Origin of the sequence: Alcanivorax hongdengensis A-11-3, assembly GCF_000300995.1 — a bacterium.
Classification (GTDB): domain Bacteria; phylum Pseudomonadota; class Gammaproteobacteria; order Pseudomonadales; family Alcanivoracaceae; genus Alcanivorax; species Alcanivorax hongdengensis.
On the sequence record NZ_AMRJ01000012.1, the window covers coordinates 13,333 to 32,340 of the forward strand.

22 protein-coding genes are annotated in these 19,008 nt (G+C 62.8%); 15 read left to right on the forward strand and 7 right to left on the reverse strand.

Annotation, left to right across the window (positions count from 1 at the left end; genetic code table 11):
* The first annotated feature begins 3 nt into the window (after window positions 1-3).
* The 4 genes from hemF to A11A3_RS08920 are packed head-to-tail and all read left to right on the forward strand — an operon-like array spanning window position 4 to window position 3,200.
* On the forward strand, window positions 4-912 hold the full coding sequence (gene hemF, locus A11A3_RS08905; RefSeq protein ID WP_008928958.1) for an oxygen-dependent coproporphyrinogen oxidase: 909 nt from the start codon (window positions 4-6) through the stop codon (window positions 910-912).
* Window positions 909-1,730: a shikimate dehydrogenase gene (aroE, locus tag A11A3_RS08910; protein ID WP_008928959.1), complete on the forward strand. Its 822-nt coding sequence runs from the start codon at window positions 909-911 to the stop codon at window positions 1,728-1,730. Before hemF ends, aroE begins: the two co-directional genes overlap by 4 nt.
* Entirely contained in the window at window positions 1,730-2,158 is a 429-nt protein-coding gene (locus A11A3_RS08915) for an ion channel (RefSeq protein ID WP_008928960.1), read from the forward strand. The genes aroE and A11A3_RS08915 overlap by 1 nt, the downstream gene beginning before the upstream one ends.
* 52 nt (window positions 2,159-2,210) lie before the next feature.
* Window positions 2,211-3,200 (forward strand): lipid A deacylase LpxR family protein, encoded by a 990-nt coding sequence (locus A11A3_RS08920; protein WP_008928961.1) that lies wholly within the window; start codon window positions 2,211-2,213, stop codon window positions 3,198-3,200.
* Here A11A3_RS08920 and A11A3_RS08925 read toward each other — a convergent pair.
* A complete protein-coding gene (locus A11A3_RS08925) occupies window positions 3,197-3,742 on the reverse strand; it encodes a gamma carbonic anhydrase family protein (protein WP_008928962.1) in 546 nt (181 codons plus the stop codon). The two genes, A11A3_RS08920 and A11A3_RS08925, sit on opposite strands and share 4 nt — an antisense overlap.
* A 185-nt stretch (window positions 3,743-3,927) precedes the next feature.
* Here A11A3_RS08925 and prlC point away from each other — a divergent pair, with 185 nt between their 5' ends.
* Both prlC and A11A3_RS08935 read left to right on the forward strand, forming a co-directional pair.
* Window positions 3,928-5,964 carry an oligopeptidase A gene (gene prlC / locus A11A3_RS08930; protein ID WP_008928963.1) on the forward strand — a complete coding sequence of 679 codons (2,037 nt, stop codon included), beginning with the start codon at window positions 3,928-3,930 and terminating at the stop codon, window positions 5,962-5,964.
* An 89-nt stretch (window positions 5,965-6,053) separates the two neighbouring features.
* Complete coding sequence (locus tag A11A3_RS08935) at window positions 6,054-6,251, forward strand: YheV family putative metal-binding protein (protein ID WP_008928964.1); 198 nt, start codon at window positions 6,054-6,056, stop codon at window positions 6,249-6,251.
* A gap of 67 nt (window positions 6,252-6,318) precedes the next feature.
* On the opposite strand, the gene A11A3_RS08940 is transcribed toward A11A3_RS08935, so the two are convergent.
* Window positions 6,319-7,095 carry a ferredoxin--NADP reductase gene (locus A11A3_RS08940; protein ID WP_008928965.1) on the reverse strand — a complete coding sequence of 259 codons (777 nt, stop codon included), beginning with the start codon at window positions 7,093-7,095 and terminating at the stop codon, window positions 6,319-6,321.
* Window positions 7,096-7,214: 119 nt separating this feature from the next.
* Between A11A3_RS08940 and A11A3_RS08945 the strand changes: the two genes are divergently transcribed.
* Window positions 7,215-8,099 carry a LysR substrate-binding domain-containing protein gene (locus A11A3_RS08945; protein WP_008928966.1) on the forward strand — a complete coding sequence of 295 codons (885 nt, stop codon included), beginning with the start codon at window positions 7,215-7,217 and terminating at the stop codon, window positions 8,097-8,099.
* Here A11A3_RS08945 and A11A3_RS08950 read toward each other — a convergent pair.
* Window positions 8,096-8,890, reverse strand: a complete 795-nt coding sequence (locus A11A3_RS08950; RefSeq protein ID WP_008928967.1) for a DUF3298 and DUF4163 domain-containing protein — start codon at window positions 8,888-8,890, stop codon at window positions 8,096-8,098. The two genes, A11A3_RS08945 and A11A3_RS08950, sit on opposite strands and share 4 nt — an antisense overlap.
* 115 nt (window positions 8,891-9,005) lie before the next feature.
* Between A11A3_RS08950 and A11A3_RS08955 the strand changes: the two genes are divergently transcribed.
* The 4 genes from A11A3_RS08955 (at window position 9,006) to A11A3_RS08970 (ending at window position 11,433) form a co-directional block, all read left to right on the forward strand.
* Window positions 9,006-9,452 (forward strand): YtoQ family protein, encoded by a 447-nt coding sequence (locus tag A11A3_RS08955; protein WP_008928968.1) that lies wholly within the window; start codon window positions 9,006-9,008, stop codon window positions 9,450-9,452.
* A gap of 145 nt (window positions 9,453-9,597) precedes the next feature.
* Window positions 9,598-10,071: a hypothetical protein gene (locus A11A3_RS08960; protein WP_008928969.1), complete on the forward strand. Its 474-nt coding sequence runs from the start codon at window positions 9,598-9,600 to the stop codon at window positions 10,069-10,071.
* Between the two features lie 166 nt (window positions 10,072-10,237).
* A complete protein-coding gene (locus tag A11A3_RS08965; RefSeq protein WP_040296966.1) occupies window positions 10,238-10,636 on the forward strand; it encodes a VOC family protein in 399 nt (132 codons plus the stop codon).
* Window positions 10,637-10,659: 23 nt separating this feature from the next.
* On the forward strand, window positions 10,660-11,433 hold the full coding sequence (locus tag A11A3_RS08970; RefSeq protein WP_008928971.1) for an ABC transporter substrate-binding protein: 774 nt from the start codon (window positions 10,660-10,662) through the stop codon (window positions 11,431-11,433).
* Window positions 11,434-11,484: 51 nt separating this feature from the next.
* On the opposite strand, the gene recG is transcribed toward A11A3_RS08970, so the two are convergent.
* Window positions 11,485-13,563 (reverse strand): ATP-dependent DNA helicase RecG, encoded by a 2,079-nt coding sequence (gene recG / locus A11A3_RS08975; protein ID WP_008928972.1) that lies wholly within the window; start codon window positions 13,561-13,563, stop codon window positions 11,485-11,487.
* A 9-nt stretch (window positions 13,564-13,572) separates the two neighbouring features.
* Window positions 13,573-14,475, reverse strand: coding sequence for a hydrogen peroxide-inducible genes activator (locus tag A11A3_RS08980; protein ID WP_008928973.1), 903 nt, complete (start codon window positions 14,473-14,475; stop codon window positions 13,573-13,575).
* A 204-nt stretch (window positions 14,476-14,679) separates the two neighbouring features.
* Here A11A3_RS08980 and A11A3_RS08985 point away from each other — a divergent pair, with 204 nt between their 5' ends.
* The 4 genes from A11A3_RS08985 to A11A3_RS09000 all read left to right on the forward strand — a co-directional run bounded on the left by A11A3_RS08985 (window position 14,680) and on the right by A11A3_RS09000 (window position 18,029).
* The gene (locus A11A3_RS08985; RefSeq protein ID WP_008928974.1) at window positions 14,680-15,528 is read left to right on the forward strand and encodes an NAD-dependent epimerase/dehydratase family protein; all 849 of its coding nucleotides are present in this window, start codon (window positions 14,680-14,682) and stop codon (window positions 15,526-15,528) included.
* Between the two features lie 192 nt (window positions 15,529-15,720).
* The gene (purE, locus tag A11A3_RS08990; protein WP_008928975.1) at window positions 15,721-16,212 is read left to right on the forward strand and encodes a 5-(carboxyamino)imidazole ribonucleotide mutase; all 492 of its coding nucleotides are present in this window, start codon (window positions 15,721-15,723) and stop codon (window positions 16,210-16,212) included.
* Window positions 16,213-16,254: 42 nt separating this feature from the next.
* The gene (locus A11A3_RS08995) at window positions 16,255-17,361 is read left to right on the forward strand and encodes a 5-(carboxyamino)imidazole ribonucleotide synthase (RefSeq protein WP_008928976.1); all 1,107 of its coding nucleotides are present in this window, start codon (window positions 16,255-16,257) and stop codon (window positions 17,359-17,361) included.
* A gap of 89 nt (window positions 17,362-17,450) precedes the next feature.
* Window positions 17,451-18,029 (forward strand): TVP38/TMEM64 family protein, encoded by a 579-nt coding sequence (locus A11A3_RS09000; protein WP_008928977.1) that lies wholly within the window; start codon window positions 17,451-17,453, stop codon window positions 18,027-18,029.
* 12 nt (window positions 18,030-18,041) lie between these two features.
* Here A11A3_RS09000 and A11A3_RS09005 read toward each other — a convergent pair whose 3' ends face one another.
* Both A11A3_RS09005 and ridA read right to left on the reverse strand, forming a co-directional pair.
* Complete coding sequence (locus tag A11A3_RS09005; RefSeq protein ID WP_008928978.1) at window positions 18,042-18,278, reverse strand: DUF2789 domain-containing protein; 237 nt, start codon at window positions 18,276-18,278, stop codon at window positions 18,042-18,044.
* 143 nt (window positions 18,279-18,421) lie between these two features.
* Entirely contained in the window at window positions 18,422-18,808 is a 387-nt protein-coding gene (gene ridA / locus A11A3_RS09010; protein WP_008928979.1) for a deaminase RidA, read from the reverse strand.
* Window positions 18,809-19,008: the final 200 nt, after the last annotated feature.

Here is a 19,008-nt window from a genome sequence, read left to right on the forward strand (position 1 = left end):
ACCTTGAGCGACCTACCCCTGGACCAGGTAAAAGCCTACCTGCTGGATCTTCAGGCGCGTATCTGTGACGCCCTGGCCGAGGAAGATGGCGCTGCCAGCTTCCGGGAAGACAGCTGGCAGCGGGAGCAGGGGGGCGGTGGCTGCAGCCGGGTGCTCACTGACGGCAAGGTGATCGAGAAGGGCGGCGTCAATTTTTCCCATGTGTTCGGCGCCGGGCTGCCGCCGTCTGCTACCGCCGCGCGGCCGGAGCTGGCCGGGCGCAGTTTCCAGGCCATGGGCGTCTCGCTGGTGATTCACCCGTACAACCCCTATGTGCCCACCAGTCACGCCAATGTCCGCTTCTTTGTCGCCGAAAAAGAGGGCGAGCCGCCGGTATGGTGGTTCGGGGGTGGTTTTGACCTGACGCCCTACTACGGCTTTGAAGAAGATGTGGTGCACTGGCACCGCACCGCCCGGGATGCCTGTGCGCCCTTCGGTGATGACCTCTATGACGAGTTCAAGGCCTGGTGCGATGATTATTTCTACCTCAAGCACCGGGACGAGCCTCGCGGCGTGGGCGGGTTGTTTTTCGATGACCTCAACCGCTTCGATTTCGACACCTGTTTCGCCCTGATGCGCAGCATCGGTGATGCCTATATTCCCGCCTACCGGCCCATCATGGCCCGTCGCAAGGACACCCCCTTCGGTGACCGCGAGCGCCAGTTCCAGCTTTATCGCCGGGGCCGCTATGTGGAGTTCAACCTGGTCTACGACCGCGGCACCATTTTCGGGCTGCAGTCCGGCGGGCGCACCGAGTCCATTCTCATGTCCATGCCGCCGCTGGTGCGCTGGGACTATGACTGGCACCCCCAATCCGGAACACCGGAAGCCGAGCTTTACCGTGACTTTCTGATCCACCGGGAGTGGTTATGAGCGATCTGTACTGTGTGTTCGGCAACCCGGTGAACCACTCCCGCTCGCCGGACATCCACCACGCCTTTGCTGCCCAGCGTGGGGAAGACGTGCACTATGAAAAGCGTGAGGCGCCCCTGAGCGGCTTCCCGGAAGCTGTGGCCTCCTTCTTCACCAGTGGCGGACGCGGTGCCAATGTCACCGTGCCGTTCAAGGAAGAGGCCTATGCCCTGTGCAACGACCTGAGTGAACGGGCGCGCCAGGCCGGTGCCGTGAACACCCTCTGGCAGCGGGACGGTCGCCTGCATGGTGATAACACCGATGGCGCCGGCCTGATGGCAGACCTGCGCCACAACCTGGGCTGGAAAATCGAAAACCGTCGGGTGTTGCTGCTCGGTGCCGGTGGCGCCATGCGCGGTATCCTCGGGCCGCTGCTCAGTTACAAGCCGTCCCAGGTGCTGATTGCCAATCGCACCGCCAGCAAGGCCCAGACCCTGGCGGAACTGTTCCATGGGTCGGGCGTGCCGGTTTACGGCACCTCCCTGGACGGGCTGCGCGGCAGCTTTGATCTGATCATCAACGGCATCAGCGCCGGCCTGCACGGTGAAATGCCGGATCTGCCGGCGGACCTGGTCAAGCCAGGGTCGGTGGCCTATGACATGGTCTATGGCAAGGAGCCCACGCCGTTCTTGCGTTGGGCCGAGGCCGCCGGTGCCCTGGCCACCGCCGATGGCCTGGGCATGCTGGTGGAGCAGGCGGCGGAGGCGTTTTTCCTGTGGCGCGGCTGGCGCCCGGATACCGTGCCGGTGATGAAAATGCTGCGCCGGGACGCGCCCTGATGGAAGAAGTCGTCACCGCCACGCTGGTCAGCCTGGTCATGGTGTTGACCACCGTCACCCTGCACTACGTGACCCTGGCCGGCCTGTCGGATCTGCTGGCCAAGCTGCGCCACGTGCGTGGTCAGATCCTGCTGGTGATGATGGTGGTGTTCCTGGTCCACATGGTGGAGGTCACGCTCTATGGCCTGGTCTACTGGGCGATGGATCGCAGCGATGTGGCCATGGCCATTGGCGGCAATGTCAGTGGTGACTTTCTCGATCATCTCTACTTTTCGCTGGCCTGCTATACCTCCCTGGGGCTGGGCGATCTGTTTCCCATTGGTGCCCTGCGGCTGATTGCCGGGGTGGAAGCCCTCAACGGCCTGATCATGATTACCTGGTCGGCCTCCTTTGCGTTTCTGGTGATGCAACGGCGCTGGCATTTTTAACACGACGTTACCATGGCGTTGTATACTGACGGGAATGCCTTCCGGAGCCGCCATGCGCCACGCTGTTGCCCTGTTATTGTTCGCTTGCCTGTTTCTGCCTTCTGCCCCGCTGCGGGCCTCTACCTTCGGTTTCTCCTGGGATAATGACCTGTTTGTTGGCACCGACCGCAATTATACCAACGGCGTGCGGATCAGCTGGGTGGGCGAGGACCAGGGGCAGTGTGACCGTACTGCCTCACTGACCTGCGGCGTGGCACGTGGCGTACAGTGGTTGCCCGGTATTGATCTTGATGGCAGCCGCCAGGCGCTGACCCTGAGCGTGGCGCAGATCATGATCACCCCGCATGACATCACCCGCTCCACTCCGGATTACAACGATTTACCCTATGTGGGCTACAGCAACCTGGAGCTGGGGTTGTTCAGCTGGAACGATGACAGCCTGTTTGGCTATGGCCTGCGCGGCGGCGTGGTGGGGCCGGATTCCGGCGCCGAGCAAAGCCAGAAAGTGGTACACAAAATCACCGGCTCCCAGGAACCCATGGGCTGGGATAATCAGCTGGGCAGCGATGCCATCGGCGGGCTCTGGTTTCTCTATTCCCACCGTTATCTGCATCACATCAGTGACAGCGGCCTGGAGACAGAGCTGGGCTATGCCTGGGGTGTGGATGCCAACAACTTTGATGGCAATGCACAGGCCGGGGGTTTTATCCGCATCGGGCGCAACCTGCCGCGTAATTTCATTCCCGACTACGCCGGTATCGGTACCGCCGGGTCACTGGTGGGGTTGTTTGACGGCAAGGGGTTTGGCTGGGAAAGTTTTCTCGGCGCGTCCGGTCAGTACCTGGGCTACTCCTACCTGGATGAGAAGAGCGGGCCCTATGATGTGCGCGTGCGTGACGGTATCCTCACCCTGGTGCTGGGCGGCGGCGTCCACACCGACAACTTTTCGTTCACCATGACCCTGCAGAGTTCCAGCTCGCCGCTGCGCGATAGCGACGACCTGCTCAGCTTCGGCAATCTGTCCTTCATGTGGCAGATTTAGCCGCTGGCTCCCGGGTCCGCCAGATAGCGATTCTTGAGGCGCACGTAGTTGCCGGCCACATAGGGCAGAAATTCCTTTTCTTCGGCGGTCAGGGGCCGCACCGGTCGGGCCGGTTGGCCGCGATACAGGTGGCCGCTTTCCAGTCGTTTGCCTGGCCCCACCAGGGAGCCGGCGGCAACGATCACGTCATCCTCGACCACGGCGCCATCCATGATGATGGCCTGCATGCCGACCATTACCCGGTTGCCCAGGGTGCAGCCGTGTAGCATCACCTGATGGGCAATGGTCACGTCGTCACCGATTTGCAGGGCGAAACCGCCGGGGTTGAAGCGCGAATCATGGGTGATGTGCAGCACCGCATTGTCCTGGATGCTGACCCGATCACCGATGCGGATGGCATGCATGTCACCGCGAATTACCGCCCGCGGCCACACCGAGCAATCTTCGCCCAGTACCACGTCTCCGATCACCGTGGCATCCGGGTCCACAAATACCCTGGCACCCAACTGCGGGGCCTTGTCTTCAAAGCGGCGAATCCCCATCACTGATACACTCTAGGTCAAATTCAACGAATTACCGTAGGGCGGAAATTGGCGTCAGCCAATCTCCGCCATAAACGCCGAAACGGCGGAGATCGCCTGCGGCGATTTCCGCCCTACGCTTCAACACGCCATGAAGGTTCATTATCCATCTTCAGGGTGTACAAACAACGCAGGACCGATACCGAATGAGCAACGATAACCCCCTGATTGACTACCCGGATCTGCCGCCTTTTTCCCGCATTCAGCCCGAGCAGGTACTGCCGGCCGTGGAGCAGCTGATTGCCGATGGCCGTGCCCGGATCAAGCAGGTGCTGGCGGACGGCAAGTTTGACTATGCCCACCTGGTGATGCCGCTGGATCAGGAAGATGATCGCCTGGGCAAGGCCTTCGGCCCGGCCGGTCACCTCAATGCGGTGGCCCAGAACGAGGCCCTGCGCAGTGCCTACAACAGCTGCCTGCCGCTGCTCAGTGAGTACGGTACGGAAGTGGGGCAGAACGCTGACCTGTGCGCGGCCTTCCAGGCCCTGCGTGACAGTGACGAATGGGCGTCCCTGAACGAAGCCCAGCAAAAGGATATTGAAAATACCCTGCGCGATTTCCGTCTTTCCGGGGTGGACCTGCCGGAAGACAAGAAAGCCGAGTACATGGCCAATTCCCGGCGCCTGTCCGAGCTCACCAGCCAGTTCTCCGACAACGTGCTCGATGCTACCCAGGCCTGGACCAAACATATTACCGACGAAGCCGAACTGGACGGCCTGCCCGACAGTGCCCGCGCCGGGGCCGCCGATCGCGCCCGCGCCGAGGACAAGGACGGCTGGTTGCTGACCCTGGATGCGCCGGTATTCATCGCCGTGATGAGCCACTGCAAGAATGCCGCCCTGCGCCAGGAGATGTACACCGCCTGGACCACCAAGGCCTCCGACCAGGGGCCCCATGCCGGCCAGTTCGACAACGCCGCCATCATGGACGAGATTCTCGCCCTGCGTCATCGCCAGGCCGAGCTGCTCGGCTTTGCCAACTACGGGGAAAAATCCCTGGCCACCAAGATGGCCCGTGACGTGGCGGAAGTGATTGCCTTCCTGGAAGACCTGGCCCGCCGCGCCAAGCCCCAGGCCGAGCAGGAGCTGGCCGAGCTGAAAGCCTTTGCCGCCGAGCAGGGCGCCGGCGAGCTCAATCCCTGGGATATCGGTTTCTGGAGCGAGCGCCTGCGCGAAGCGCGCTACAGCATTTCCGAGGAAGAGCTGCGCCCCTGGTTCCCGGCCGATACCGTGATCGACGGCATGTTTGCCGTGGTCGGTAAACTGTTCGGCATTCGTTTTCGCCAGCGCCAGGATGTGGAAACCTGGCATGAGGATGTGCGCTTCTACGAACTGGTGGATGACGATGGCAGTGTCCGCGCCGCCTTCTACCTGGACATGTATGCCCGCACCGGCAAGCGCGGTGGCGCCTGGATGGATGACGCCCGCATTCGTCGTCGCCGGCCCGATGGCAGCCTGCAAACGCCGGTGGCCTACCTGACCTGCAACTTCGCACCGCCTGCCGGCGGCAAGCCGGGCCTGCTGACCCATGATGAGGTGGTCACCCTGTTCCACGAATTCGGCCACGGCCTGCATCACATGCTCACCGAGCAGGAAGTGTCCGGCATTTCCGGCATCAATGGCGTGGCCTGGGATGCGGTGGAGCTACCCAGTCAGTTCCTGGAAAACTGGTGCTGGACGGAAGAGGGCATCGCCCTGATTTCCTCGCACTATGAAACCGGCGAGCCGCTGCCCGGGGAAAAGCTGGAAAAGATGCTGGCCGCGAAAAACTTCCAGAGCGCCATGCAGATGATGCGCCAGCTGGAGTTTTCCCTGTTCGACATGCGCATCCATGCCGAGTACCAGCCGGGACTGAGCATTCAGGCGGTACTGGATGAGGTGCGCCAGCAAGTGGCAGTAATTCAGCCGCCGTCATTCAACCGTTTCCAGAACAGCTTCGGGCATATCTTTGCCGGCGGTTATGCGGCGGGCTACTACAGCTACAAGTGGGCGGAGGTACTGTCCTGCGACGCCTATTCCCGTTTTGAGGAAGAGGGCGAGTTCAACGAGGAAACCGGCCGCGCCTTCCGCAGCGAAATTCTCGCCAAGGGCGGCAGCCGCGAACCCATGGAGCTGTTCAAGGCCTTCCGGGGTCGCGAGCCCAGCGTAGAGCCGCTGCTGCGCCACTCAGGGATTAACGGCTAGATGTGTTCAGCGTCGGACGCCAGACGTCTGACGTCCGACGCTTCAAGACAAAACCACTAGCTTTTCTGTTTGTCTGAGGAATCACGCCAATGAAACGCCAATTTATCGCCGGGGCCACTTGCCCGGAATGTGGACAGCAAGACAAGATCCAGCGCGTTATCGACGGTGACCGCCAGTGGATGGAGTGTGTTTCCTGCGGCGCAAAGAAGGACCTGGATGACAAACCGGCCGAGGCGGTGGATGCGCTGGCGCAGCCGGTCACTCTGAAAATGCCCGGCGATAAATAGCCGAACATAAAAAAACGGGCCCCCAGGGCCCGTTTTTTTATGTCTGCGCCATGTCATTCCGGCGCCATTACTTTTCCACAAACGCCCGTTCGATCACATATTCCCCCAGCTCGCCGCCGCGGGTTTCGCGAAAGCCCCAGCCATCCAGAATGGCCTGGGTATCCTTGAGCATGGCCGGGCTGCCGCACAGCATGAAGCGGTCATTCTCCAGGCTGGGCGTGGGCAGGCCCAGGTCCTCGAAAATCTTGCCGCTGGTCATCAGGTCGGTGAGGCGGCCCTGGTTGCGGAACGGCTCGCGGGTGACGGTCGGGTAGTAGAGCAGGTTGCCCTTGACGAACTCACCGAAGAATTCGTTATTGGGCAGCTCGTCCTCGATCACGTCCTGGTAAGCCAGTTCGGACACGTGGCGCACGCCGTGGGTGAGGATCACCTTGTCAAACTGATCATAGATCTCCGGGTCGCGGATGATGCTCATGAACGGCGCCAGGCCGGTGCCGGTGGACAACAGCCACAGGTTCTTGCCCGGCAGCAGGTGGTCGGCCACCAGGGTGCCGGTGGGTTTGCGGCTCACATAGATCTTGTCGCCCGGCTGGATCTTCTGCAGCTGGGAAGTCAACGGGCCGTCCGGCACCTTGATGCTGAAGAACTCCAGTTCTTCCTCATAATTGGCGCTGGCGATGGAATAGGCGCGCAGCAGCGGGCGGCCATTGTCCTGCTCCAGGCCGATCATGGTGAAGTGGCCATTCTTGAAGCGGAACCCCGGATCACGGCTGGTGGTGAAGCTGAACAGGGTATCGTTCCAGTGGCGCACGCTGGTGACGGTTTCAGTATTCAAGTTCGACATAACTAAATAACTGTTTATTCCAAACGTTTCTGATGATGGAAATTTAACCGACGCGGCGATATCGGTAAAATGGGTAATTCCGATATTTGATATCGATTTAATCAATAAAGGTGTCTGCCATGAAATTCACCCTGCGCCAGCTGGACGTGTTTCTGGCCACGGCCCACCACGAAAACATCAGCCGCGCGGCGGACAGCCTCAATATGAGCCAGTCCGCCGCCTCCGGGGCGCTCAAGGAGCTTGAGGCGCTTTACGACCTGAAGTTCTTCGAACGGGCTGGCAAGCGTCTCAAACTCAACGATCTGGGCCGGCAGTTCTGGCCCCGGGCCGAGGCGCTGCTGGCCCAGGCCCGGGAACTGGAGGGCGATCTGCTCAGTCACCGGGATCTGGGTCGGTTGAATGTGGGGGCCACGCTCACCATCGGCAACTACCTGGCGGTGGGCATCATGGCCGAATACATGGCCGAGCAGCCCGGCGCCCGGGTTCATCTGGAGGTGGCCAACACCCGCTCCATTGTCGAGCGGGTGCTGGCCTTTGAACTGGATCTGGGCTTGATCGAGGGAGAACTCAACCACCCGGACCTGGAGTTGCTGCCCTGGCGGGAGGACGAACTGGTGGTGTTCTGTAGCCCGGAGCATGAGCTTGCAGGTAAGGAAGCGCTTACTGATGACGCGCTTCGCTCGGCCCACTGGATCGTGCGTGAGTCCGGCTCCGGGACGCGGCAGACCTTCGAGCGAGGCATGCACGGGCTGGTGCCGGAGCTGGACCTGGCCCTGGAGCTGGAGCATACCGAGGCGATCAAGCGGGCGGTGGAGGCGGGCCTTGGCATCAGCTGCCTGTCGCGGGTGTGCCTGCGCGAGGCTTTCCGGCGCGGCTCGCTGGTGGAACTGCCGGTACCGCACCGTGACTTCAGCCGGGATTTCTATTTTGTCCTGCACCGGCAGAAATACCGCAGCCCCGGCATCAATCGCTGGCTGCAGCTGTGCCGCCAATCGTCAGGTTAGCCGGGGGCTTTGGGCATGTATTCCGGCTTGAGAATGCCGTCGAGCTGGCTGTAGGGCACCACCAGCTGCGGCTGGCCCATGGCATAGGGCGCAATCTGGTAAACGTTGTAGTGCAGCACCACGCCCTCATCGCCCAGGTAAAGGTTGCTGGTCTTGGTGAACGGCCAGCTTTGCTGGAAGGTTTGGTCCAGCTTGTGCTGTTTGAGCCATTGGGCATGGCTCTGGCTGGCCAGTTTCCAGAATGCCTGGACCTTGCCGTCTTCTACCAGATCGGCGAGGCCGGCGGCCTTGCCGTTGGCCAGGTCCCAGTGAAAGTAGGCGATGCCCGGCATGCCGTGGGCGCCGCCGGTGAATTCGTAGCTTTCCAGCGCGAAGGTCACCAGGTCGCCGGTGCGGGACAACAGCGTACTGCTGCCAGTCAGCTCCCAGTTCTGCTGGTCGGCCACCGGCAGTTTTTCCGCTTCCTGAATGAAATCCGCGGCCAGCTGTTGCGGCGTTGCCGACAGGCTGGGTTCTTCCTCGCCGTTTTGCAGCATGCCAGCCAGATGCGCCATCAGCGCCCGGTTCAGGTCAGGCTGGTTGTCCACGGTGACCCACTGGATGGACACCTGCGGGCAATAGTCGCCGCTGCAGTTGGACAGGGTCTTGTCCAGGCGGTGCTGTTCGGTGCTCAGCTGCGCCGGTACCGTCGTGGGCTGCGGGGTGTCCCCGGGCGTGTCGGGCTTGTCCTGGCTGTTGTCACAGCCGGCCAGGGCGGCCAGTGCCAGCAGCACCACCAGTGTCATGCGCATCGGCTATCATCCTTTTGATTGTCGCGGTATGCCCCGGCATTTAACGCAAGGCGGGCCCGGTTTTGCAAGCCCGCCGCCGGCGGCCTATGCTGCCCGCCCCACAGGAGGAGAGATTATGAGTTTCTGGACCGTTTACCTTTCCGGTGAAATCCACACCGACTGGCGCGAACGCATCATTGCCGGCTGTGCCGAGAACGAACTGGATATCGAATTCAGCAGCCCCGTGACCGACCACGAGGCCAGCGACAAGGTGGGGGTCAACATTCTCGGTGCCGAGGACAAGCGCTTCTGGGAAGACCGCCTGGGTGCCGGTATCAACGGCATTCGCACCCGCAAGCTGATTGATGAGGCCGACCTGGTGATTGTGCGGTTCGGGCCCAAGTACAAGCAGTGGAATGCGGCGTTTGATGCCGGTTACAGCGCGGCCCTGGGTACGCCCATGATCATTCTGCACGATGAAGAGCACGACCATCCGCTCAAGGAAGTGGATGCTGCCGCCGACGCGGTGGCGCGTACCCCGGAGCAGGTGGTGGAGATGCTGGCATACATTCTCAACGCCTGATCCCGCGCCGTATTCGTGATCACGGTAACGGGGCCTTCGGCCCCGTGTCCCCAGAGGTTCCTTAACGTCTTTTTTCATTTTGCCGGGAGAAATTCGGCGCCGCGTCTGTCACAACGGGGAAATGGCAAGAAAAAGGAGTCACTCCATGGGACACCGATTACTGGCCGCGGCGGCACTGATGATGCTGACCACTGCTTCCGCCTGGGCGGAGAACGAAGGCGTGCCCACCGTCAAGACACCGGACCCGGACCGGGTGGAAGCGCAAATGGAAGACACCATCGATGACATCAAGAGCTATTCGGTGGAGCAGAAGAACCAGGCCATGCAGACAGCCCGCCATGCCCTGGATGATCTCGACCAGCAGATCACTTATCTGCAAAGCGATATCGACAGCAAATGGCAGGACCTGTCCCAGCAGACCCGCCTGAAAAAGCAAAAGGCGCTGGCGGCGCTGAAAGATCAGCAACAGGCCCTGGAGCAACGTTACCAGGCCCTGCAGGATGCCGGTGCCGATAACTGGGAAGCGGCCAAGGTTCAGTTCGAGCAGAGCTGGCAGGCGGCCAAACGCGGCTGGGAAAAGCTCACTGCCCCGGCTTCGGCGGACGACAACCCGTCCTGATTTCCCGTTCCCGCTGATTGCCCCTTGAGTGACGTCTGCCATCCGGCCAGAATCAGTCACAAAGGGGCGCTCTTGTGGCCCCGTGTCCGGCAATGGAATGGCCGGCCCGCCCACCCGGCCGGCCTTCCCGTTTGCCGCCTACCTTCAGGGATGACGGGGCGCTATCGTGTTACCTCAACCGCTTATTGCCGTCCGGGATGTGCCAGCCAGCAGTCGCTGGTATCAACGGTTGCTGGGTTGTGAAAGCGGCCACGGCGGCGGTGATTACGAACAGCTGGTGATGGCCGGCAAAATGATTCTGCAACTGCATCGCTGGCAGGCCCACCACCACCCGCACATGGGCGACCCGGCATTGGCTTCGCGCGGCAACGGGGTGCTGTTATGGTTTCAGACGGACTATTTCGATGATCTGGTATCGCGGGCCACTGACATGGCCGCCGAGATACTGGAGCCGCCACACTTGAATCGTAACGCCAATCACCGTGAATGCTGGCTGCGTGATCCGGATGGTTACGTGGTCGTGGTGGCCGGTGCCTACGGGGATGTGGGCGCCACCGCATCATAACGCTACAGGGACGGGAACATCGCATGACACTGAAACGTTTGTTGGGCCTGGGGCTGCTGGCATGGCTGTTGGCCGGCTGTGCCTCCACCGGTAATGAGGGGCAGGCCGCGCCGCTGCGAGTGGGGGTGATGCCGGATTATCCGCCCATCGTTTATCGCCAGCAGGGCAGTGTCAGTGGCCTGGAGGCGGACTTCGCCCGCCAGCTGGCCGAGGACCTGCACCGGCCGCTGGAGTTTCACCAGTATGCACTGGCGGATTTGTTCGATGCCCTGGACAAGGGTCAGATCGACATCATCATGTCAGGCATTTCCATTACGCCGGCGCGCAGTCAGCGTTACCTGTTCAGTGAGCCGTACGCCACCATCGGCCAGATGGCCATGATCCGTCAGGACGATGCGATGCGCCTGGCGGTGCCCGGTGCCCTGCGCAGTGGTCGCTACCCGGTGGGCTACAAGTTCGGTACCACCGGTGAGCAGTTCGTCAAACAGCAGGTCAACGGCCAGACCCGCGGCTTCAACAGCAATACCGAAGCGATCCAGGCGTTGATGGATGGCGACATCGATTTCTACGTGCACGATGCGCCCACGGTCTGGAACCTGTCCAATCGCACCGAGTATCCGGTGAAACTGCTGGGCCTGTACAAGCCGCTCACCGAGGAGCGACTGGCCTGGGTGATGCGTCAGGGCGATTTTCAGCTGCAGCAGCAGGTCAATGACGCCCTGCAAGGCTGGCGCGACAACGGTTTCCTGCGCCAGGAAAAGCTGCACTGGATTCCGGTGAAGATCCTTTCCCGGTGACCCCCTGACAGGGTGTTGAAAACGTCGCGCCGAGGTTTTTTCAGAGGCTCCCTAGATATCGGCGTAGTGTTCGCCGCCCTTGAGCCAGCGGCGCAATAACGGCTCCACCAGGGCGGGGTACTGTCGCAGCAGGTCGTCGGCCACATGGCGGGCTGGCTCCATGAGTGCCTCGTCGCGCATCAGGTCGGCGATACGGAACGCCAGGTCACCGGTCTGGCGGGTGCCGAGCCACTCGCCGGGGCCGCGCAATTTCAGGTCTTCCTCGGCAATCACGAAGCCGTCGGTGGTATCGCGCATCACCGCCAGCCGGCGCTTGCCGGTCTGTGACAGCGGGTGTTTGTAGAGCAGCAGGCAATAACTCTGTTCGCCGCCCCGGCCTACCCGGCCACGCAGCTGGTGCAGCTGGGCCAGCCCCAGCCGTTCGGCGTTTTCCATCACCATCAGGGTGGCATTGGGCACATCCACGCCCACCTCGATCACGGTGGTGGCCACCAGCAATTGGGCCTCGCCACGGGAAAAGCGCGCCATGCGTTCAGCCTTTTCCCTGGCCTTCATGCGGCCATGCACCAGCTCCACCTTCAAGTCCGGTAATGCGGCCTGCAGTTCTTCAAAGGCGGCTTCGGCGGCCTGCGCCTGCAGTTCCTCCGATTCCTCGATCAGTGTGCAGACCCAGTAGGCTTGGGTGCCGCCCCGGCAGGCATCGTTGATGCGTTCGATCACCTGGGGGCGGCGCCCCTCCGGCAGTACCAGGGTGTCGATGGGTTTGCGCCCCGGCGGCATCTCGTCGATCACCGAGGTATCCAGATCGCCGTAGACACTCATGGCCAGGGTGCGCGGAATCGGTGTGGCGGTGAGCACCAGCTGATGCGGGACCTGTACCCCCCGGCTTGTGTCGAAGCGGCCCTTTTCACGCAGGGCCAGACGTTGTTGCACGCCGAAACGGTGTTGTTCATCAATGATGGTCAGCCCCAGACGATGGAATTGCACCGCATCCTGGAACAGGGCATGGGTGCCGACCACGATCTGCGCGCGACCCTCGGCCAGCGCCGCGTTGGTTTCCCGTCGCGCCTTCACCCCCAGGCTGCCGGCCAACCAGTGCACCTCGATGCCCAGCGGTGTCAGCCACTGGCGGAAGTTGTCGCGGTGCTGCTCGGCGAGCAGCTCGGTGGGCGCCATCAGCGCCACCTGGTAGCCGGATTCGATGGCCGCCAGGGCGGCGGCGGCGGCCACCAGGGTCTTGCCCGAGCCCACATCGCCCTGCACCAGCCGCAGCATGGGGTGCGGCTGGCCCATGTCCGCCAGCAGCTCGCCGATCACCCGCTGCTGGGCGCCGGTGAGGGCAAAGGGCAGGTTATCGGTAAGTGCCTGGAACAGGCCGTCCGCTTGCAGGCGGGGCGCCAGCAGGGCTTTCTGGCCGGCGCGCTTTTGCAGCATGCCGAGCTGGTGGGCGACCATTTCTTCCATCACCAGCCGTTGCACCGCCGGATGCTGGCCGTCCAGCAGCATGCTCACCGGATCATCCGGGCGCGGATTGTGCAGCTTGCTGAGAGCCTGCGCCAGGCTGGGCAGGCCGCTCTGGTCCAGCAGCTGGCCGGGGATCAGCTCCTGGGGCGGGTGGCTGTTGAGGTAATGCAGCGCCTGGCCGGTGAGGTTGCGCAGGGTCTTCTGGCTGACGCCGTCGGTGGTCGGGTAGACCGGGGTTAGCGCCTTTTCCAGTGGCGGCAAGCTGGTGCCAACCTGGTATTCGGGGTGATAGAACTCCAGCCCGGCGGCGCCCGGGCGTGGCTCGCCATAGACGCGAATGCGGCGACCCCGTTCCAGATTGTTCTTCTGGGCGGCGCTGAAATGATAGAAGCGCAGGGTGACCATGCCGGTGCCATCGGCCACCTTGCACAGCAGCGAGCGGCGCCGGCCGAACACCACGTCTGCCGCCATCACCTCGCCTTCGATGACCACGCCGGTTTCCGGGCGCAGGCTGCCGATGGGGGTGATGCGGGTACGGTCTTCGTAACGGAACGGCAGGTGGAAGAGCACGTCTTCCAGATTATGCAGGCCGAGCCGGGCGAGTTTGTCCGCCGCCGCCGGGCCGACGCCCTTGAGACGGGTGATGGCGATGTCCGACAGCGACATGGATGCGGATCAGGCCGCCAGCCCTTCGCGGGGCACCGCCTGGCGCAGCACCTCGATGGCCTTGGGCCGCGGGAAGCTGTCACGCCACACCAGGGCAATGCTGCGTGTCGGCACCGGCGCCTTGAACGGGCGCACCGCAAAGGTGTCCTTGTCGTAACCGTGCTGGTAGAGCGCCGAGTCCGGCAGTACCGTCACGCCCAGCCCTGAGGCCACCATATGGCGCAGGGTTTCCAGCGAGCCGCCCTCGATCTGCACCAGGTTCTTCTGGCGCTGGGAGTCGATGGCCGGGCACAGCTCCAGTACCTGATCACGGAAGCAGTGGCCTTCACCCAGCAGTAGCAGGGTTTCGTCCAGCATCTGTTCCGGGGCGATGTGCGTCTGTTCGCTCCAGGGGTGGCCCTTGGGCAGCAGTACCGAGAAGGACTCCTCGTACATACGCGCCCGCACCAGGCCGCCGCCCGAGAACGGCAGGGCGACGATGATGGCATCCAGCTCACCGTGCTCCAGCTTGCGGCGCAGCACATGGGTGTAGTTTTCTTCGATAAACAGGGGCATGTCCGGTGCCGCCTGGCGCACCCGCGGCACCATTACCGGGAACAGGTAGGGGGCCACGGTAAATATGGCGCCGACCCGCAGTGGCGAGCCCAGCTGGTCGCGCTGGCTCATGGCCATTTGCGCGAGCAGGTCGGCCTGTTCCAGTACCCGCTGGGCCTGGGCAACAATGGGTTCGGCCTGGGGTGTGACCACCACTTCCCGGGGGCGGCGCTCGAACAGCGGCATGCCCAGCTGGTCTTCCAGCTTCTTGATGGCCGCACTGAGGGTGGGCTGGCTGACATTGCAGGCCTGGGCGGCATGGCCAAAGTGGCGTTCACGGGCCAGGGCGACCAGATAGCGAAGTTCTGTTAATGTCATGGCGTTGATACGTTAAACCGATGGTCTCCGCATTGTGCACCTCTGTAGGGGGTGATGCCAGAGGGGTCATTAATTAATAATGAATAGTTAATAGTTAAGTGAGCACGGTGTTAGGTTCATCGTCCGAGGCCGCGCTTTTGAGTGGGTTGTGCTGGCCGGTTTTCGTTATTAATTATTCATTATTAACTATTCATTGGTTTTCAAATGTCTCACATCTTGATTGCCGGCCTGGGCGACCTGGGATCCGGCCTGGCCGAACAGTTGCTGGCTGACGGGCACCGGGTCAGCGCTATTCGGCGCGGCCAGCAGGCGCCCGCCGGGGTGGAGCTGTACAGCCAGGACCTTACCGAAGGTGCGGCCCTGCTACCGCCGGACCCGGTGGACCTGCTGGTCATTATCATGACGCCCTCCGAGTACAGTGAGGAAGGTTACCTGAAGGCCTATCTGCGGGCACCGCTGACACTGCTGGACAGTCTGGCCGCGCAGCAGCCATTGCCGCCGCTGGTGTTTGTCTCCAGCACCGCAGTGTTCGGTGAGCAGGAGGGCGACGTGGACGAGCTGACCCCGCCCTCGCCACAGCGCTACAACGGCAAGGTGCTGCTCGCGGCGGAGCAGGAGTTGAGCACCCGTACGCTGGCTACGGTGGTGCGCTTTTCCGGCATCTACGGTGCCGGTCGTCACCGCCAGATCGACAAGGCCGCTCGCCTGGCGAGGGGCGAGGAAGCCCTGCCGGCGGCCCAGTGGACCAATCGCATTCACCGGGATGACTGTGTCGGCCTGTTGAAGCGCGTGGCCGACGGCTGGCTGGCCGGTGAAGAGATGCCGCCGCTGGTGGTGGGCACGGACAACGAGGGCGGGCGCAATCTGGATGTACTGCAGTGGCTGGCCAGGCAGCAGGGCCTGGAGCTGGCGGTGCCGGATCAGGCGCCGGCGGGCAAACGTATCCGCAGCCAGTATATTCGTCAGGGGCATTACACCCTTCAGTACCCCGGCTATCGGGACGGCTACGCCCGGGTGCTGGCGGCTCGCCGGGGATCGGCGCCCGCAGGTTGATTGCCGCAGGGGCGCGGGCGGGGAAAAATCGGCTAAAATCCCCCATCTGTCGGGCCGCCCTGTAACCGCTGGTTATTTTTTCGCCGTTGGGCTTGCCTCCAGCGTCTGCATTAGTAAAGTGTGCGCCTCAAATTTGTCTGTGGCGGGCCGGTGCCCGCGAATGCCCGTGGTGGGCGCAATGGAGTGAAGCGAATGAGCACACCGGTTGCCGTGGTGATGGGGTCCCAGTCCGACTGGGAGACCATGAAAGAAGCCTGTGACGCCCTGACCCAGTTCAATGTGGGCTGGAAGGCCGAGGTGGTGTCTGCCCATCGCACCCCCCAGCGCATGTACGACTTCGCCAAAAGTGCCCATGAAAACGGCTACCGGGTGATCATCGCCGGTGCCGGCGGTGCCGCCCACCTGCCGGGCATGATTGCCTCGCTGACGCCGCTGCCGGTGCTGGGTGTGCCGGTGAAAAGCCGCACCCTGTCCGGGTGGGACAGCCTGCTGTCCATCGTGCAGATGCCCAAGGGCGTGGCCGTGGGCACCCTGGCCATCGGTGCAGCCGGTGCCTGGAACGCGGGCCTGCTGGCGGCGCAGATGCTGGCCGCCGGCAACCCGGACCAACTCAAGAAAATTGCCGACTGGAAGGCGTCACGCGCCGAAGACGTGCTGGCCAATGCGGAGCTGGGCCAGGGCTAGTCCCCGGCGCCGGTTCTTTTCTGTTTGACTGACGGATCTGCTATGAATCGCGTACTCGTTCTCGGTGGTGGCCAGCTCGGCCTGATGATGGCGGAAGCCGCGGCGCGGCTGGGGCTGGTGGTGGACCGCTACGACCCGGAGCGGGCTCTGCTGCTGCCGGGTACCTCGGACCTGGCGGTGCCGATCAGCTGGGAAGAGTGCCAGGAACGCTACCCGGTGATCACCGTGGAGCGCGAGGCCTTTCCGGAAGCCGGTCTGTCCGCCGAGCTGGCAAAAAGTAATCGCTGCGTGGCCCGCGGCGCACTGGAAGTGATCCCCGACCGCTTCACCCAGAAATCCATGCTCGACAAGCTTGGCATTCCCACCGCACCGTGGATGACTCTGGACGCGGTAGAAGATCTGAACGCCGCCGTGGAAAAGTTCGGCGGTGTGGTGGTCAAGGCGCGTAGCGGCGGCTATGACGGCCGTGGCACCTGGATTGTTGGCGAGGGCGGTGATCTTGGCGCCGTACCCGCCGCCGAACTGGCCGGCAAGGCCATCGTCGAGAAAAAGATTCCCTTCCGCCGTGAGCTGTCCATCGTCGGCGCGCGCAGCATCAGCGGCGAGACCCTGTTCTACCCGCTCACCCGCAACTGGCACGTGGACGGCATCCTGCGCCTGAGCCTGGCGCCGGCCAATGCCAGCGCCGACCTGCAAAAGCCCGCCGAGCAGATGCTGCAACGGATCATGGAAGAGCTGGACTACGCCGGCGTGATGGCGGTGGAGTTCTTCGAAGTGGATGGTGAACTGGTGGTCAACGAGATTGCCCCGCGAGTCCACAACTCCGGCCACTGGACCCACGAAGGGGCGGACTGGTCCCAGTTCGACCTGCATGTCCATGCCCTGGCCGGCGTCCCCCTGCATGCACTCAATGTTCACGGCGCCACGGCCATGGTGAACCTGATCGGTACGCCCTTCGAAAACGCCTGGCTGCAACACCCGGGTGTGGTGCACTGGTATGGCAAGAGCGTGCGGCCGGGGCGCAAGCTCGGCCACGCCAACCTGGTGGCCGAGTCGCTGGATGGCCTGCGTGCGGCGCTGGATGCCTGGGCGGATGTGCTGCCCGAGGGTTATCAGGCGATTCTGGATTCGGAGCTGGCGCTGGGCTGAGCCGGTCCGGGTGGCTTGCGACAACGGCCATCGCCGACAGGTTGGCACAAAGCCGCCATGACATAATCAGCCTCTGTGGGGGTATCAGGGTGTCCATATCCAGCTTTGTCAGCCGCTATAAACGCCTGTTGCTGGTGCTGGCCATGCTGGTGTTGCTGGCACTGGTGATGGAGGTGACCGGTCTGCGCGAGCAGCTGTCGCTAGCCTTCCTGCGTGATCTATTACAGCACAACCCGGTGTCCGGGGTGCTGATCTTCATCGTCATCTTCATGCTCGGTAACCTGGTACAGCTGCCCGGCTGGATCTTCCTGGCCGCAGCGATTCTGGCGCTGGGTACCGTGGAGGGCGGGCTGGTTACCTACGTGGCCGCCTGCCTGTCGTGCCTGGTGACCTTTGTGGTGGTGCGGGGGCTCGGGGGCCAGGCACTGGAACAGATCGACAAGCCCCTGGCCCGCCGTATCCTCGATCGCCTGGACAGTCACCCGGTGCGCAGCGTGGCGCTGCTTCGCCTGCTGTTCCAGACCATGCCGGCGCTCAATTACACCCTGGCGCTGACCGGCGTGCGGCTGCGCGAATACATGATTGGCACCCTGGTCGGCCTGCCGCTGCCGCTGCTGCTTTACTGCCTGTTCTTCGACCGCATTGCCCGGGTCATGCACCTGCTCTGATCGCGCCTCTGCTCAATGGCGCAACAGGGCGCTGAGCGAATCCACCGCTTCCGCCCATTGCGCATCCTCACGAATGGCTTCGGCCAGAAATCGTGCCTGGGAATCGTTCCAGAACGGCGCCTGATGCAGGTGCATACTGGCCTCCAGCTGGCCGGCATGGTCGTGGATGAAATCTTCGATGGCCTGATCGTTACTGGCCAGGCCGAGTTGGGAAAACAGGCTGTTGAGGTCGTGGGTGGCGGTATCCATGTCGCTCTCCCGAGAGTTCGAGAAAAGGCCGGGCGGCGTTCCTGTCGCCCTCGTGATCATGGTGCGCTTTTATGACGGGTCTGTCAGCCTGCCGGTAAAACAAAAACGCCCGCCGTAGGCGGGCGTTCGGGCTGCCTGATCAATCAGGCAATATCCATGATGCCGTCCATTTCCACGCCGGCGCCCTTGGGCAGGGCGGCCACGCCGATGGCGGCCCGGGCCGGGTAGGGTTGCTTGAAGTGACGTGCCATCACTTCGTTGACCAGCGTGAAGTGGCTCAGGTCGGTGAGGAAGATGTTCAGTTTGACGATATCCTGCAGGCTGCCGCCGGCGGCTTCGCAAACCGCAGTCAGATTACTGAATACCTGCTCGATCTGGGCTTCCATGTCACCGTCCACCAGTTCCATGGTGGCCGGCACCAGCGGGATCTGGCCGGACAGATAAACCACGGAGCCGGCCTTGATGGCCTGGGAGTAGGTGCCGATCGCCTGGGGCGCCTTGTCGGTGCTGATTACGGAATGGTTGGACATGGTTCGGTTCTTTGGTTGTGCTGCCGGCCACCGGGCCGACAGGCGAAAACAGGGAAGCGGCTATGCTGGCACGGTGCCTGGTCTCACGCAACATTGCAGTGGGGCACAGGGCACGCTGTATGCGACTTGTGGGAGCTTGCTTGCAAGCGAATGATCCGGGTTCGCGTGCTAGCACGCTCCTACACTGGGCTCGGCACGAA

Coding starts and splice junctions, on each gene's coding strand:
- aroE (WP_008928959.1), top strand. CDS start 909: ATGAGCGATCTGTACTGTGTGTTCGGCAACCCGGTGAACCACTCCCGC.
- A11A3_RS08915 (WP_008928960.1), top strand. CDS start 1,730: ATGGAAGAAGTCGTCACCGCCACGCTGGTCAGCCTGGTCATGGTGTTG.
- A11A3_RS08920 (WP_008928961.1), top strand. CDS start 2,211: ATGCGCCACGCTGTTGCCCTGTTATTGTTCGCTTGCCTGTTTCTGCCT.
- A11A3_RS08925 (WP_008928962.1), bottom strand. CDS start 3,742: ATGGGGATTCGCCGCTTTGAAGACAAGGCCCCGCAGTTGGGTGCCAGG.
- prlC (WP_008928963.1), top strand. CDS start 3,928: ATGAGCAACGATAACCCCCTGATTGACTACCCGGATCTGCCGCCTTTT.
- A11A3_RS08935 (WP_008928964.1), top strand. CDS start 6,054: ATGAAACGCCAATTTATCGCCGGGGCCACTTGCCCGGAATGTGGACAG.
- A11A3_RS08940 (WP_008928965.1), bottom strand. CDS start 7,095: ATGTCGAACTTGAATACTGAAACCGTCACCAGCGTGCGCCACTGGAAC.
- A11A3_RS08945 (WP_008928966.1), top strand. CDS start 7,215: ATGAAATTCACCCTGCGCCAGCTGGACGTGTTTCTGGCCACGGCCCAC.
- A11A3_RS08950 (WP_008928967.1), bottom strand. CDS start 8,890: ATGCGCATGACACTGGTGGTGCTGCTGGCACTGGCCGCCCTGGCCGGC.
- A11A3_RS08955 (WP_008928968.1), top strand. CDS start 9,006: ATGAGTTTCTGGACCGTTTACCTTTCCGGTGAAATCCACACCGACTGG.
- A11A3_RS08960 (WP_008928969.1), top strand. CDS start 9,598: ATGGGACACCGATTACTGGCCGCGGCGGCACTGATGATGCTGACCACT.
- A11A3_RS08970 (WP_008928971.1), top strand. CDS start 10,660: ATGACACTGAAACGTTTGTTGGGCCTGGGGCTGCTGGCATGGCTGTTG.
- recG (WP_008928972.1), bottom strand. CDS start 13,563: ATGTCGCTGTCGGACATCGCCATCACCCGTCTCAAGGGCGTCGGCCCG.
- A11A3_RS08980 (WP_008928973.1), bottom strand. CDS start 14,475: ATGACATTAACAGAACTTCGCTATCTGGTCGCCCTGGCCCGTGAACGC.
- A11A3_RS08985 (WP_008928974.1), top strand. CDS start 14,680: ATGTCTCACATCTTGATTGCCGGCCTGGGCGACCTGGGATCCGGCCTG.
- purE (WP_008928975.1), top strand. CDS start 15,721: ATGAGCACACCGGTTGCCGTGGTGATGGGGTCCCAGTCCGACTGGGAG.
- A11A3_RS08995 (WP_008928976.1), top strand. CDS start 16,255: ATGAATCGCGTACTCGTTCTCGGTGGTGGCCAGCTCGGCCTGATGATG.
- A11A3_RS09005 (WP_008928978.1), bottom strand. CDS start 18,278: ATGGATACCGCCACCCACGACCTCAACAGCCTGTTTTCCCAACTCGGC.
- ridA (WP_008928979.1), bottom strand. CDS start 18,808: ATGTCCAACCATTCCGTAATCAGCACCGACAAGGCGCCCCAGGCGATC.